We start from the raw sequence: 15,050 nt of genomic DNA, 5'->3' as shown, positions 1-15,050 counted from the left end.
CATCGAGCCTACGGGTCAGAACAGCATGGGTTGCGCGGGCACGGCAGGGGAGGTCCCCGTGGTGCGGAACCCGACCGACGTCCTCTCGCGTGCGCCACCCCGCGTCTCGTCCTGGTTCCAGATCGAGTCCACGTGACCCTGCCCCGGACGATGTCCTCGGCGGGGGTAGTCGTTCTCGTCGCGTCCGTCGAGCCCGTGCATCCGGATCAGCGGCCGAGCACGCTTGGCGAGCCACTGCCGGTACCCCTTCGGGGCTTCCGCCGAGACGCCGGGGTAGAGCCCGAGGTACGACGACACGAGGTCGGGTCGCGCGTCACCGAGCCACTTCATGAACCAGGGCTTCACGCCGGGCCGCAGGTGCAAGGCGCCGTAGATGACGCGTCCGGCACCCGCGTGCTTGATGCGCTTCAGAGCCGTGTCGATCGCCTCCACCGAATCGGTCATGTGCGGCATGATCGGCATCAGGAACACGGTCACCGGGAACCCGGCATCCGCCAGCGCCCTCACGGTGTCGAGCCGCGCCTGCGTGGTCGGGGCGCCGGGCTCGATGGCCTTCTGCAGGTCGTCGTCGTACATCGCGATCGACATCTGCACGTCGACGGGCACCCGCTGCGCGGCCTTCACGAGCAGGGGGATGTCGCGGCGGATCAGAGTCCCCTTGGTGAGGATCGAAATCGGCGTGCCCGATGCTGCCAGCGCGTCGATGATGCCCGGCATGAGCTTGTATCGACCTTCTGCACGCTGGTACGGGTCGGTGTTGGTGCCGAGCGCGACGGTCTCGTGCTGCCAGCTGCCCTTGCGCAGCTCGCGCTGCAGCACCTCGACGACGTTGGTCTTGACGACGATCTGCGAATCGAAGTCCGCGCCGCCGTCGAGGTCGAGGTACTCGTGCGTCCCGCGAGCAAAGCAGTAGACGCAGGCATGACTGCATCCGCGGTAGGGGTTGATGGTCCAGGCGAACGGCATGCGCGAAGCGCCGGGGACGTGGTTGAGCGCCGACTTCGACAGCACCTCGTGGAACGTCATGCCCGCGAACTCGGGTGTCGTCACCGACCGCAGCATGCTCGACCGGTCTTCGAGACCGGGGAGTGCCGCAGCATCCGTCTCTCCGAGCTTTTGTCCCTGCCACCGCATGACATCATTCGAACATGAAGACGAAAGCAACGCAAGTGAGATTCGAAGAAAAAGACGAACTCTAGCCGGATGGCTCGGTGGCGCGGATCAGGCCGCACTCGACGCACGACCACACCACGAGGAACCGTTCATCGTCGAGGATCTCGAAGCTCAGTGGCCCGCCGCAGGTCGGACAGATCCGGGGGTCCTGCGTGCGTGCGTTCATTGACTCCAGCCTACGGACGCTGTGAACCGATGCGACCAGTATTCCGGACTCTGAATGCGGCTCCCCGCCGCTCGCGGCACAATGGAGGGATGACCCTCATGCCGCAGCCTCGGCATGCGGCGCCTCGCTCCCCGATCAGCGGTCCCGCCCTGCCCGTCGGGCTCGCGGTGACCGCTGTCGGCATCCTGCTGTCGATCGCGGCGGCGCCCGTCGCGACCTCGGCGCAGAAGGAGCCGACTCTGCCCGAGCCGGTCGTCGTCGCCGAGGTGCCCGAGGTGCAGGTCGGCGCGACGACCGCCGCCGACCCCTGCTCCGAGCCCGCCGTGCTGGAGGCCATCGCGGTCGCCGATGACGCGGCCATCATCGCTGGCTTCGGCGGTGGGGCGAGTTTCCAGGCGGCGGTCGTCGCGGGAAACGCGCCTTGTATCTCCCTCGACGACCCTGCCCACGTCTGGGTCGTGGTGAACAAGGCCCGCCCGTTGAACCCCGTCGATTTCGCCCCCGCGTCGCTCGTCGACATCCCCCTGCAGATGACGACGCGGTCGGGTCAGGCGCGCGCCGACGCCGCGGCGGCTGTCGGACAGATGGCGGCGGCCGCGGTCGCCGAGGGGGCAGGGGAGATCGGCGCCAACAACGGCTACCGCTCCTACGACCTCCAGGTCTCGACGCATGCCTCGCACGTCCGCAACAGCGGGCAGGCCGAAGCGGATGCCGCGTCGGCGCGAGCCGGCCACAGCGAGCATCAGACGGGGCTCGCCATGGATGTCGTCGCCTGCAGCCCCTCATGCGGCGAGATCGGCGCCTTCGGCGCGACGCCGCAGGGGGCCTGGGTCGCGGAGAACGCCTGGGAGTACGGCTTCATCGTGCGCTACGAGGACATGGGGTCCGGCATCACCGGTTACAAGCCCGAACCGTGGCATCTGCGCTATCTGGGGCCGGAGCTGGCGGCGGCCTATCATCACGGCGGCTTCCACACTCTGGAGGCGTTCTTCGGATTGCCCGCAGCACCCGACTACGCGCACTGAGCCCGGTCGCAGGTTGTCGGACTGCTGTCTGGCGGCATCCGACAATCGCGGTACCCAGTCCCACGCGATGTGGGATGCATTCTCACAACGCGCTGTCGTCTCATCGGTGTACCGGCATATGATCGCCGGAGCAACGACGCACGACACGTTCGGGAGGACGTCATGGAACGCGACATCTACGAAGAGGATCACGAGGCCTTCCGCGACCTCGTCAAGGATTTCGTCAAGCGGCACGTGAACAACGAGGCCATCGAGCGGTGGGATGCTGCGGGGGAGATCGACCGCGACACCATGCTCGCCGCCGGAGAGGCCGGACTCATCGGACTGTCCGTGCCCGAGGAGTTCGGCGGTGCGGGGATGCTGCAGGACTACCGCTTCCGCACGATCGTGATGGAGGAGGTCATCGCCGCCGGCGCCGGTTCGCTGGCCGGAGCGTTCGGCATCCAGGATGACCTCGCGGTGCCCTACCTCGTGCACATGGGCACGCAGGAGCAGAAGGAGAAGTGGCTGCCCCGGATGGCCACGGGCGAGGTGCTCGGGGCGCTCGCGATGACCGACCCGGGCGCGGGGTCGGACCTCCGCGGCATCAAGACCAACGCGAAGAAGGTCGACGGCGGGTACATCCTCAACGGTGCCAAGACCTTCATCTCCTCGGGAACCACGGCCGACGTCGTCGTGACGTTCGTGAAGACCGGCGAGGGCAACCGCCCCGATGCGTTCAGCCTGCTGCTCGTCGAGAAGGGCATGGACGGCTTCGACCAGGGCAAGAAGCTCAGCAAGATGGGCTTCCACGGCTGGGACACGGCCGAGCTCAGCTTCACCGACGTCTTCGTCCCCGAGGAGAACCTCATCAGCGGCAAGGAGGGGCAGGGGTTCATCCAGCTCATGCTCAACCTGCCCCTCGAGCGCTTGTCGATCGGCGTCGCCGCGGCCGCCGCCGCTCAGGCCGCCCTCGACTGGACCGTCGCGTACACCAAGGACCGCGAGGCCTTCGGCGAGCGGATCGCGGACTTCCAGAACACCCGCTTCCGCCTGGCCGACATGGCCGCGACGACCGACGCGATGTGGGCGTACATCGACCGCGCGCTGCGCGCCTACTCGCAGGGGAAGCTCTCGGCCGAGGACGCGGCGAAGGTCAAGTTCTGGGCCACCGAGCGCGAGTGGGAGGTGCTCGACACCGGCGTGCAGCTGCACGGCGGGTACGGCTACATCATGGAGTACCCGATCGCGCGTGCGTTCACGGACGCCCGGGTGCACCGCATCTACGGCGGCACGAACGAGATCATGCGCGACCTCGTCGGTCGTCAGATCGCCGGCAAGCGCTGACTCCCGCCGGCCGACGTCGGTCGATAGATGGGAAACGCTCCGGAAGCACTCGCTTCCGGAGCGTTTCCCATCTTTGGACCGCTGACAGCCGGGCGTCGGTGCTACCCGAGGTGCTACTGCGGTAGCATGACCGCATGTCCAGCGCGAAGGTGAGCCTCAGCCTCTCGGAGAGCGATCTCGCGTTCCTCGACGCCGAATCCCTGAGCGGGCGGTACCCCTCGCGGTCCGCCGCCGTACACGATGCGGTCCGTCTTCTGCGCGAGAGCCGCCTCGCCGACGCGTACGCCGAGGCGTATGCGGAGGGCTACGACGAGGACTGGGATGCCGCTGACACCGACGGGCTCGCGAGCGCGTGACCGCGCCATCCGTGTCGATCCTGCGTCGCGGCCAGATCGTGCTCGTGTCCCTCGATCCCGCCATGGTATCGGAAGCGCGCAAGGCGCGGCCCGCGGTGCTCGTCAGCAACAACACGGCGAACGCGCAGGCGATGAGATCACCGCGAGCGACCGTGACGATCGTTCCGCTGACGTCGAAGACCGATCGCGTCCTCCCCTTCCAGGTGCTCCTGCCTGCCGCGGCGACCGGACTCGACCGGGACTCGAAGGCCCAGGCGGAACAGGTTCGCACGGCCGCCGTCTCCCGTATCGTCCGCCCGGTCGGATGGATGCCGGCCGAGCTGATGGGCGCCCTCGACGAGGCGCTTCGGCTCCACCTGGCCCTCTAGGAAGGGCACGGCTTCGGATGCGGGTGCGCGGCGCGCCGGCATCCGTCGTCGATGCGCGGCATGTCGGACGCCGGCTCCGAACCTGTGCCCGGGTGCGTGACCGGGGTCAGCGGGGGAGGCGCGCCGGTCATGCGAGCGGCTCCGCCGCGGCATCCCGCGCGGCCTTGGAAGCCGGTGATGCGGCGCCGATCTTCCAATAGCCGCAGAAGCTCACGGTGTTCTTGTCGACGCCGCGCTCTCCCACGAGGTGCTTGCGCACGCCCGAGGCGAGGGACTGCTCGCCCGCCGCGTAGGCGTGGAACGGGGCAGCGGGGAGCTCGAGGTCGTGCAGCAGCGACAGCGCCCGCGATCCGGGCGGGAACTCGTGCGGCCGGTCGAGCCACACGACGTCGATCCCCTCCGGATGCGGGAAATCGAGAGCATCCTCCTTCGAGGGCACCTCGACGATCGCCGTGCCCGTCGCCGTCTCGGGGAGCGACGCGCAGATCGACGCGATCGCGGGCAGGGCCGTCTCGTCGCCGATCAGCACGACACGATCCACGCCGCGTTCCGGGTTGAACGTGAGCCCCTCGTCGATGATGAGCACGTTCTCGCCCGGCTCGCAGGTCTCCGCCCAGCGCGATGCCGGGCCGGCGGTGCCGTCGGCGGCCGAGCCGTGCAGCACGAAGTCGACGTCGATCTCGGCTCCCACGGCATCCGTCGCCGGGCGGTACGCGCGCACGCTGTAGTTGCGCATGACGGGCCGCTCGCCGTCGGGGATGCGGAGGAACTTCAGGTACCCGAACATCTTGTTGGCCTTGGCTGGCACGCGATCGAGCCCCGCATCCCCGCCGATCGGGAGGAACAGGCGGAACCACTGGTCGAAGCCCATGGGCCGGAACCGCTCGACCTCCCCACCGCCGAGAGTCACCCTGACCCAGTGCGGTGCGAGCCGTTCGGTGCGCAGCACGGTCAGGTGCAAGAGCTCCGAGGACTCGGGCTTGACGAGTTTGCTGAATGCCATGAGGGTGCCTTTCAGGGCAGCTGCCAGGGGAAGAACGTCGTGAAGATCGCGGCGGAGACGGCGAGGCACAGGACGATGAACACGGTGTCGCGCGTGCGGAACGGGACCAGGTGCCGTTCGGTGCGGGTCGGGTGCGCGCCGAAGGCGCGGGAGTCCATCGCGAGCGCCACCCGCTCGGCATGACGGATGGCACCGGCCAGCAGCGGGACGATGTAGCCCCAGCCGCGGGCGATGCGCGCGAAGGGGCCGCTGCCGCCGTGATGGCCGCGGACGCGGTGGGCGGCGCGGATGACGGAGAGCTCGTGCCCGAAGCGCGGCACGAACCGGAACGCCGCGAGGGCCGTATACCCGATGCGGTACGGCACGCGGAGCTGCTGCACGCTCGCCCGCACGAGGTCGGGGCCCGTCGTGGTGACTCCGCCGATCAGGGCGAGCGCGATGATCGTGCCCAGCCGCAGCCCCGTGGCGAAGCCGATCGCGAGCGCTCCCTGATGCAGCGTCCACGCGCCGATCTGCAGCACGGCGGGGGTGTCGGCCACGAGCGCGGCATCGACCCACAGCGAGAATCCGATGCCGATCGCGAGAATGCCGAGGGGGAGGATGCCGAACAGCAGCGCCGCGAGGCGCCCCGTGAGCCGTGCACCCACGAGGACCGTCGCGAGGGCGAGCACGAGGAACGCCGCCGGCGTCGCGAGGTCGCGCACGAAGATGAGGAGCACCATCGCCGGGGCGACTCCGGCGACCTTGGCGAGGGGGTTCAGGGCGTAGAGGAACTGCCGCGGGGAGGTCGCGACGACGGCGGCGTAGGGATCGAAGGTCGACGCGCTCATGGGATCGACTCCCCGGCGGCCGCGAGCACGCGCTGCAACGGCGGCAGGCGCAGACCCGCGGCGCGGAACGCGTCCTCGTCTCGGAACAGCGCCGCGGTCTCGCCGGCCGCATGCACGCGGCCGTCCCGCAGGATCAGCGTGTGCGTGGCGTGTTCGGCGACGAGCTGCAGGTCGTGGGTCACGATGAGGATCGTCGTGCCCTCGTCGCGCAGCCCGTGCAGCAGATCGAGCAGCTCCGACGCCCGGGCGCGGTCCTGGCCGAACGTCGGTTCGTCGAGCGCGAGGATCCGCGGTCGCGTGATGAGCGCCGTCCCGACCGAGAGTCGGCGCTTCTCGCCGCCGGATAGCAGGAACGGATGCAGCTCCGCCTTGGCCTCGAGGCCGAACCGCGCGAGCATCGCACCGACGCGCTCGGCGATCTCGGCATCCGGTACGTGCCGGAGGCGCAGGCCGTGCGCGAGCTCGTCGAACACCGTGTGCGCGATGAACTGGTGCTCGGGGTTCTGGAACACGAAGCCGATTCGGCTCGCGAGGTCGCGCGGAGACGCCGCGCCCGGGTCGATCCCGTCGACGCCGACCTGGCGCTTCGGCGGCGGGACCACGCCCGCGAGCGCCTGCAGCAGGGTGGTCTTGCCTGCGCCGTTCGTGCCGACGATGGCCGTCAGGGTCCCCGGTGCGATCTCGAGGTCGACCCCGTGCAGGATCTCGGTGCGCCCGCGCCGGACGGTGAGGCCGGTGGCGCGGATGATCGGGGTGACGGGGGAGGTGGTCTCGGTCGCCCCGCGAGCGGAGCGAGCGCCGTGCTGAGCGAGCGCAGCGAGTCGAAGTGACGAAACGCGGTGAACTGCCCCGTCAGCGAGCCCCGCCGCGAGTTCCTCGGGCGTGAGGGGCAGCGGATCGAATCGTGCCCCGGCATCCTGCATTCGGAGCGCGGCGATCGTGGCGGCGGGCAGCCAGACGCCCATCTCGAGGAGCTCCTCGACGTGGGTGCGGATGACGTCGGCGGGCGTCCCGTCGAAGGCGATGCGTCCCGAGCGGTCGAGCACGATCGTCCGCGTGACGAAGGCCATGGCCGCGTCGAGGTTGTGCTCGACGAGGAGGATGGCGCGATCGCCGGCGGCGACGACGTCGGCGAGTGCGGCGTAGACGTCGTCGATGCCCTGGGGATCGAGGTTCGCGGTCGGCTCGTCGAGCACGATGAGCGGCGACCCCATCGCCAGCGCGCAGCCGATCGCGAGGCGCTGGCGTCCGCCGCCGGAGAGCCGGTCGGGGTTCTCGTCGCGGCGCTCCCACAGGCCGACGCGTCGCAGGGCGTCCTCGGTGCGCGCGTGCACCTCGTCGAGCGGTAGCAGGAGGTTCTCGGGGCCGAAGGCCACCTCGTCGTACACGGTGCCGGTGACGATCTGCGCGTCCGGGTCCTGGAACACCATCGCCACGCGGGTGCTGAGCGCAGCCGTGAGGGCGTCGGCGGTGTCGAGCCCGCCCGCCGTGACGGTGCCCGTCATGGTCGCGGGAACCGCATGCGGGATGAGTCCGTTCAGCGCGAGCGTCAGTGTGGACTTGCCCGAGCCGGACGGCCCGAGCAGCAGCACCACCTCGCCGGCGTGGATGTCGAACGTGACGTCTCCGGGGGAGGGGTGCGCGGCATCCGCGTGCGTGATCGAGAGGTCGCGCACGCTCAGCATAGGCTCGGTGGAGCGCACGGCATCACCCCGGGTCGGCGGATCGGTACCCCTCTAACTTAGCCGAGCCTTACCTACCTCCGCCATGTGGCCGCGGAGCCGGATGGGGTGGGTCAGCGGCGGGCGACGCCGGCGCGGCTGAGGGCGGTGCCGACGGCCATGCCCACGGCGGTCCAGGCGATCGGACCCAGCACCGAGAGCACGAGGTAGGCGATCTGCGCCCAGAGCGGCTGCACGCCGAGGTGAGCGGCGAAGAACACGACAATCGCGACGAAGACGCCGATGACCGCGGCCGAGAGGAAGAATCGCCACGCGCCCCAGGCCCGGTAGCGGGTGAGTGCGGCGATGCCCTCCTGGATCGCTCCGAAGAGCAGGGCAGTGCCGAGGAAGCGGAGCGTCCATGCGGGGTTGAAGGCGCTCGCGATGAGCGCCGCGATCACGTGTGTCACCAGGGCGACGAGCGGACGTCGAAGCACTTCCTGCGCGATGATGCCCGGCAGCACGTGCGAGCCGAGCACCAGGCCGTACAGGAACGCAGGGCCCGCGAGGACGGGCAGGGTGACCCAGCCGGCGATGCCGCCGAGGATGCCGGTCGCGACGCCGATGGCCGCGCAGACGAGCAGCACGCGGGTCGTGAGGAGAGGGGTACGGGCCACCGTTCCAGCCTACTTGTGCGGGATTGCGCGGGCGGCGCCGGGTGGCCGTGAGAAAGAGTGCTCGCCGGGATGCCGGGAGGGGGTGCCGGGAGGGGATGCCGCATACCGGAATGCCACATTCGTATACCGGTATGCCCGTTTTCGCAGTGCGCGCGCTCATACGATTTTCGGATGGTCAGGACGGGGAGGGGCCGCCGATTGAGCGCGGCCGGGGCGGCAGTGGCACTCGTTGCGACGGGGATCGTCGTGCTCGACGACGACTCGTCGGCGGTCGCGGCGGTGTACGCGCAGTGCCAGAATCAGGACTCCCTCGACTGGGCATCGCTGCCGGATCGCTCCTCTCCCACGACCGTCACGGGCGACGGCGTGACCTACGCCCTCACTCGCGACGACCAGGCACCCGTCACCGGGAGCCCCGCGCCACCCCAGGTCGACTACGCCACCGTCAAGACCGCCGTGCAGGGCAATCGCTCGGGGTACTACTCGCTGGCGATGGATCCCCGGAACCTCACCGATCACGAAGAACTGATCCTCACCCCCGACAACCCCGTCGCCGGGTTCGAACTCACACTCCTCGACGTCGACATCCGCACGGACGGCGGCAACTACCGCGATGTCGCCGTCGTGAGCGCATCGCTGCGCGGCACTGCGGTCACGGCCACACCCTCCGCGCTCGGCAGCGCCGTGCAGTACTCCACCCGAGCCGACGGCGCGGCAGTCGTCACCGGCATCGCCTCCGCCGACAACACCAGTGAGAACGCCAACGCGACGCTGGCCTTCCCGAGCCCCGTCGATCGCATCGTGATCCGCTACGAGACGGGGGCTCCTCCGCTCGGCGGCAACAACCCGACGCAGCAGCTGATCGGCATCGACGACTTCCGCTGGTGCGGGCTCTCCACCGGGGTCGCCAAGTCCGTCTCCGCGGCCACCTTCGACAGCGGTCACTACACCGTGAACTACGACTACACGCTCGAGAACAACGGCGGACCCGGCGGCTTCGATCCGCAGATCGTCGAGGACCTCGCCGCACGATTCGGCACCTACGTCTCGGGAACGCCGACCGCGAGAGGGACCTACACGGTCGGTGCGACCACGATCGTCACGAACTCCGTCGTCCCCGTCTCTGCGTCGGCGGGATTCACCGGTTCAGGCACGAGCAAGGGGATCCTGACGCCCGGGGTCGGTGCCCTCGGCTCCGGCGAGAAGATCGTGGTCCGGGTGCCGGTCACCTTCGTCCCGGCGGGCCTGCCCTTCTCCGTCACCAACCAGGTCACCGGCACGCTCGACTACTTCGCCCACGACAACGGGACGGTCGAGGGCGATCAGACCGACCGGTCGACGAACGGCTCGAACCCGGATGCCGACGGCGACGGTCATGCCGACGACGATGGGGCCACCACCCCGCTGACCATCCAGGGCACACCGGTCATCGACCTCACGGTCACGGACGATGCGGGTGGCCGAGCCCGTGAGGGCGAGTCGGTCGGCTTCACCTACACCGCGGTGAACCGTGGCGACGTGCCGCTGACCGGGGTCACGATCGACGGCGCGACGCCGGCGCTCGTCTGCACCCCTGCCCAGCCGGCGGCGGTGCCGGTGGGCGGGCGTCTCGTGTGCACCGGCACCCGCGTCGTGGGGGCACCGGACGTCGCGCGAGGCGTCCTCGTCGAGTCGCCGACCGTCACCGCGCAGTCCACGGCCGGCTCGGCCCGCGACGCCGACACGGATACGGTGCCCGTGGTGCCGAATCCCGTCGCCCAGCCCGACACGGGGAACGGGGTGCAGGGTCAGCCCCAGCGCATCGACCCGCTCGCGAACGACACCCCGGGATCCGCAGAAGTGCCGCTCGACCCTGCGACCCTCCGACTGCTCGACGCCGACGGCCAGCCCACGGAGCGGCGGGTGGTCGCGGGGGAGGGCGCGTACGAGATCGATCGCGCGGATCCGCAGCGACCGATCGTCGTCTTCACGCCCGAGCCCGGTTTCGCGGGCACGGCGACTCCGATCCCGTATCGCGTGGCCGATGGTGACGGCATCATCGCGAGATCGACCATCACGCCTGCGGTCACCCCTCAGGCGCCCACCCCGGCACGTGACGAGACGTCCGGTCCGCAAGGGATCGCCCAGCGGACCCGGCCCCTCGACAACGACACGGCAGGGCACCCCTCCGTGCCGATCGACCCGACGACGTTCACGCTGCTCGACGCGGCCGGTTCGCCTGCCGCGTCCGTCACGGTTCCGGGGCAGGGCGTCTACACCGTGGAGTCCGGACCGCAGGGGCCGACCGTGGTTTTCACGCCGCAGCCGGACTTCGTCGGAGCCGCGGTGCCGGTGTCGTACCGTGTGGCCGACAGCCGCGGCGCGACCGCCACGAGCACGTATGCGCCGACGCTCACCGCCGTCACGCCCGTCGCGACGGCGGACACCGGTGAAGGACGGCAGGGCGCTCCCGTGCGCATCCCGCTCCTCGCGAACGATCGGCCCGGCGACCCGGCCGTGCCCCTGGTCCCCGTGAGCACGACCCTCCTGACCCCCGAAGGGGTGCCGGCCGACACGGTGACCGTCCCCGGTGAGGGGGTCTACACGCTGGAGAACGGACCGGACGGACCGACCGCGGTCTTCACCCCCGAGCCCCGCTTCGCGGGCACACCGACCCCCGTCGTCTACCGGGTCGCGGACGCCAACGGCACCACGGTGACGGCGACCGTCACCCCGCGGATCGTCGCGGTCACGCCGACCGCGTCACCCGACACGACGACCGGAATGCAGGGTCAGCAGCAGCGGATTGACGTCACGACCAACGACACCCCGGGTGATCCCGGCGTCCCGCTGGACCCCGCGAGCGTCACGCTGCTGCAGAACGGGGAGCCGGTGCGGGAGATCGTGACCCCTGGTGTGGGCACCTACTCTCTCGGCGCGTCGGGGACCATCGTCTTCACGCCCGAGGCCACTTTCAGTGGTCCGGCGCCCGCCGTGGCGTATCGGATCTCGGATGCGAACGGCACGACGGCGGAGTCGACGTACACGCCCACCGTGACCGCTGTGGTGCCGGTCGCGAACCCCGACGCGACGACGGGGCGACAAGGAGCCGTGCAGCAGATCGACGTCTCGCTGAACGATGCCGCGGGCGATGCCTCCGCGCCCCTGGACCCGGCATCCGTCCAGCTGCTGAACGCGAACCGCGAGCCGGTTGCCGAAGTGGTCGTCGACGGAGTCGGCACGTACTCGCGCGGTGCGGGCGGAGTCATCGTGTTCACGCCGCTTCCCGCGTTCACGGGTGACGCGCCCGGAGTGCCGTATCGGATCGCGGATGCGAACGGCACGACGGCGGAGTCGACCTACACCCCGACCGTGACCCCGGTGACGCCGACGGCGAATCCCGACGCGACGACAGGCCCGCAGGGTCAGGCGCAGCAGATCGATGTGTCGACGAACGACGCCGCCGGTGATCCCGCCGTTCCGCTCGACCCGGCGTCCGTGCGGTTGCTGAATGCGGCGGGCGAGCCGGTGGCCGAGGTCGTGGTCGACGGAGCCGGCACCTACACGCGGGGCACCGGTGGAGTGATCGTGTTCACCCCTCTGCCGGACTTCGTCGGCACGGCCACCCCGGTGCCGTATCGGATCGCGGATGCGAACGGGACGTTCGCCCGTTCGACGTACACCCCGACGGTGACCCCTGCCCCGGGCGTTCCCGTGGCGGCACCGGATGCGACGACAGGGCCGCAGAATCGGCCGCAGCAGATCGACGTCTCGCTCAACGACACCCCGGGCGATCCGGCCGTTCCGCTGGATCCGGCGTCCGTGCGGCTGCTGAACGCAGCGGGAGAGCCGGTGGCCGAGGTCGTGGTCGACGGCGCGGGGACGTACACCCGGGGTGCGGGTGGAGTGATCGTGTTCACGCCCCTGCCCGCGTTCACGGGCACGGCGCCGGGTGTGCCGTATCGGATCGCGGATGCGGATGGTGTGACCGCGGAGTCGACGTACACCCCGACCGTGACCCCGGTCGTCCCGACGGCGTCGCCGGATGCGACGACGGGACCGCAGGGTCGGGCGCAGCAGATCGACGTGTCGACGAACGATGCTCCGGGTGCTCCGGATGTGCCGCTGGATCCGGCGTCCGTGCAGCTGCTGAATGCGGCGGGCGAGCCGGTGACCGAGGTCGTGGTCGACGGTGCGGGCACGTATACACGCGGCGCGGGCGGAGTGATCGTGTTCACCCCGTTGCCCGAGTTCACGGGCACGGCGAGTGCGGTGCCGTATCGAATCGCGGACGCGAACGGGACGTTCGCCCGTTCCACGTACACTCCGACGGTGACCCCGGTCGTCCCGACGGCGTCGCCGGATGAGACGTCCGGCCCGCAGGGGCAGGCGCAGCAGATCGACGTGTCGGGCAACGACACCCCGGGCGCTGAGGACGTGCCGCTCGACCCGGCGTCAGTGCAGCTGCTGGATGCGGCGGGTGAGCCGGTCGCGCAGGTCGTCGTCGACGGTGCGGGCACGTACACGCGGGGCGCGGGCGGGATCATCGTGTTCACGCCGCTGCCCGAGTTCGTCGGCACCGCGACCGCTGTGCCGTATCGGATCGCGGATGCGAACGGGACGTTCGCCCGCTCCACGTACACCCCGACGGTGACGCCCGCCCCGGGACGGCCGGTGGCGACACCGGACACCTCGACGGGCCCGCAGGGTCGGGCCCAGCAGATCGACGTCTCGCTCAACGACACGCCGGGCGATCCGGCGGTGCCGCTGGATCCCGCGTCCGTCGAGCTGCTGGATGCTGCTGGGAACCCCACGACGGAGGTCGTGGTCGACGGTGCAGGCACGTATACGCGCGGCGCGGGCGGAGTCATCGTGTTCACGCCGCTGCCCGCGTTCACGGGCACGGCGCCGGGTGTGCCGTATCGGATCGCGGACGCGGACGGCGTGACCGCGCAGTCCACCTACACCCCGACGGTGACCCCGGTCGTGCCGACGGCCTCGCCGGACGCGACGTCCGGCCCGCAGGGTCAGGTACAGCAGACCGACGTGTCGGGCAACGACACCCCGGGCGCCGACGATGTGCCGCTCGATCCTGCATCCGTGCAGCTGCTGAATGCGGCGGGTGAGCCGGTCGCGCAGGTCGTCGTTGACGGTGCGGGGACGTACACCCGAGGCGCGGGTGGGATCATCGTGTTCACGCCGTTGCCCGAGTTCGTCGGCACCGCGACCGCTGTGCCGTATCGGATCGCGGACGCGAACGGCACCTTCGCCCGCTCGACCTACACCCCGACCGTGACCCCGGAACCGGGTCGGCCGGTGGCCCTCCCGGACACCTCGACGGGTCTGCAGGGCGCGCCGCAACAGGTCGACCCCCTGCGCAACGACACTCCCGGTTCCCCGGACTCCCCGTTGGATCCCGCCACGACGACCCTGATCGACGACGACGGAGATCCGGTCGGTACGGTCGCCGTGCCTGGGGTCGGGGAGTACACCATCGAGCGCCCGAACGGTGAGAGCAGGATCGTGTTCACGCCGGATCCGGCCTTCTCGGGAACGGTTCCGGCAGTCACCTACCGGGTGTCGGACTCGGAGGGAGTCACCGCTCAGTCCACGTACACGCCGACGGTGACCGCAGTGACCCCGATTGCGACCCCCGACACGACGACGGGAGTGCAGGGTGAGCCGCAGCAGGTCGACGTGTCCGCCAACGACGCGGCCGGTCATCCCTCGGTTCCGCTGACGTCGTCCTCCGTCGCCCTGCTGAACGCCGACGGCCAGGTCGTCGCCCAGCTCGTCGTCGACGGGGTCGGCGCCTACTCCCGCGGATCAGGAGGCTCGGTCGTCTTCACGCCCGAACCGGACTTCGTGGGAGCGGCTCCACCCGTCCGCTACCGCATCGCCGACGCGAACGGCACGACCGTCGAGACGACCTACACGCCGACCGTCACTCCGACACCGCGTCCGGCTGCTGCTCCTGACACGTCGAGTGGGCGTCCGGGCGAACCCCAGAGCATCGACCCGCTCTCCAACGATCGCGCCGGCAGCCCCGCTGTCCCGCTCGACCCGTCGACGCTGGTGCTCCTGGAGGAGGACGACACTCCGACGGCTCGCATGGAGGTGCCCGGCGTCGGCGTGTTCATCGCCATCGCTCAGCCGGACAGCGCCCGACTCCAGTTCCTTCCGGAGCCGGACTTCATCGGCACCACCCCCGAAGTGCGCTACCGAATCGCGGATGTCGACGGGGAGACGACCATCTCCACGTACCGGGCCGTCGTCTCGGCGGAGGGACCCACGACACCTCCCGTCTCCACACCTCCGGCGGCGCCCGCTCCGAAGGGAGACGTGCGCACCGGACCCCTGGGAGGTCTGGCGGCGACCGGTGGGGGCGCGGGCCCGATCGGACTCGGTTCCGCCCTGCTGATCGGTGGCGTTCTCCTCACACTGTGGGGTCGACGTCGTCACGTGAGCCGCGGCACCGACAGCTGA

Annotated in this window: 11 protein-coding genes; 5 read left to right on the top strand and 6 right to left on the bottom strand. The window is 70.4% G+C overall.

The window, feature by feature from the left end; genetic code table 11:
* Window positions 1-15 precede the first annotated feature (15 nt).
* A complete protein-coding gene (locus MRBLMX7_RS07575; RefSeq protein WP_363367199.1) occupies window positions 16-1,134 on the bottom strand; it encodes an Rv2578c family radical SAM protein in 1,119 nt (372 codons plus the stop codon).
* Window positions 1,135-1,195: 61 nt separating this feature from the next.
* A complete protein-coding gene (locus MRBLMX7_RS07570; protein ID WP_363367197.1) occupies window positions 1,196-1,339 on the bottom strand; it encodes a hypothetical protein in 144 nt (47 codons plus the stop codon).
* 89 nt (window positions 1,340-1,428) lie between these two features.
* Between MRBLMX7_RS07570 and MRBLMX7_RS07565 the strand changes: the two genes are divergently transcribed.
* The 4 genes from MRBLMX7_RS07565 (at window position 1,429) to MRBLMX7_RS07550 (ending at window position 4,414) form a co-directional block, all read left to right on the top strand.
* Complete coding sequence (locus MRBLMX7_RS07565; RefSeq protein ID WP_363367196.1) at window positions 1,429-2,364, top strand: M15 family metallopeptidase; 936 nt, start codon at window positions 1,429-1,431, stop codon at window positions 2,362-2,364.
* Between the two features lie 162 nt (window positions 2,365-2,526).
* A complete protein-coding gene (locus MRBLMX7_RS07560; RefSeq protein ID WP_363367194.1) occupies window positions 2,527-3,690 on the top strand; it encodes an acyl-CoA dehydrogenase family protein in 1,164 nt (387 codons plus the stop codon).
* A gap of 134 nt (window positions 3,691-3,824) precedes the next feature.
* Complete coding sequence (locus tag MRBLMX7_RS07555; RefSeq protein ID WP_050723280.1) at window positions 3,825-4,046, top strand: ribbon-helix-helix domain-containing protein; 222 nt, start codon at window positions 3,825-3,827, stop codon at window positions 4,044-4,046.
* On the top strand, window positions 4,043-4,414 hold the full coding sequence (locus MRBLMX7_RS07550; protein WP_363367191.1) for a type II toxin-antitoxin system PemK/MazF family toxin: 372 nt from the start codon (window positions 4,043-4,045) through the stop codon (window positions 4,412-4,414). Before MRBLMX7_RS07555 ends, MRBLMX7_RS07550 begins: the two co-directional genes overlap by 4 nt.
* Window positions 4,415-4,541: 127 nt before the next feature.
* Here the strand turns inward: MRBLMX7_RS07550 and MRBLMX7_RS07545 are convergent, their stop codons facing one another.
* From MRBLMX7_RS07545 to MRBLMX7_RS07530, 4 genes are all read right to left on the bottom strand, one after another.
* Window positions 4,542-5,417, bottom strand: coding sequence for a siderophore-interacting protein (locus MRBLMX7_RS07545; protein ID WP_363367189.1), 876 nt, complete (start codon window positions 5,415-5,417; stop codon window positions 4,542-4,544).
* Between the two features lie 11 nt (window positions 5,418-5,428).
* Window positions 5,429-6,247, bottom strand: coding sequence for an energy-coupling factor transporter transmembrane component T (locus tag MRBLMX7_RS07540; protein WP_363367187.1), 819 nt, complete (start codon window positions 6,245-6,247; stop codon window positions 5,429-5,431).
* The gene (locus tag MRBLMX7_RS07535) at window positions 6,244-7,932 is read right to left on the bottom strand and encodes an ABC transporter ATP-binding protein (RefSeq protein WP_363367185.1); all 1,689 of its coding nucleotides are present in this window, start codon (window positions 7,930-7,932) and stop codon (window positions 6,244-6,246) included. Before MRBLMX7_RS07535 ends, MRBLMX7_RS07540 begins: the two co-directional genes overlap by 4 nt.
* 110 nt (window positions 7,933-8,042) lie before the next feature.
* On the bottom strand, window positions 8,043-8,585 hold the full coding sequence (locus MRBLMX7_RS07530; protein ID WP_363367183.1) for an ECF transporter S component: 543 nt from the start codon (window positions 8,583-8,585) through the stop codon (window positions 8,043-8,045).
* Between the two features lie 219 nt (window positions 8,586-8,804).
* Between MRBLMX7_RS07530 and MRBLMX7_RS07525 the strand changes: the two genes are divergently transcribed.
* Window positions 8,805-15,050 (top strand): Ig-like domain-containing protein, encoded by a 6,246-nt coding sequence (locus tag MRBLMX7_RS07525; protein ID WP_363367181.1) that lies wholly within the window; start codon window positions 8,805-8,807, stop codon window positions 15,048-15,050.

The organism is Microbacterium sp. LMX7-1.2, from assembly GCF_040675935.1.
GTDB lineage: Bacteria > Actinomycetota > Actinomycetes > Actinomycetales > Microbacteriaceae > Microbacterium.
The sequence above is the reverse complement of the archived record's forward strand: the minus strand, read 5'-3'. Positions and strand labels throughout refer to the sequence as shown.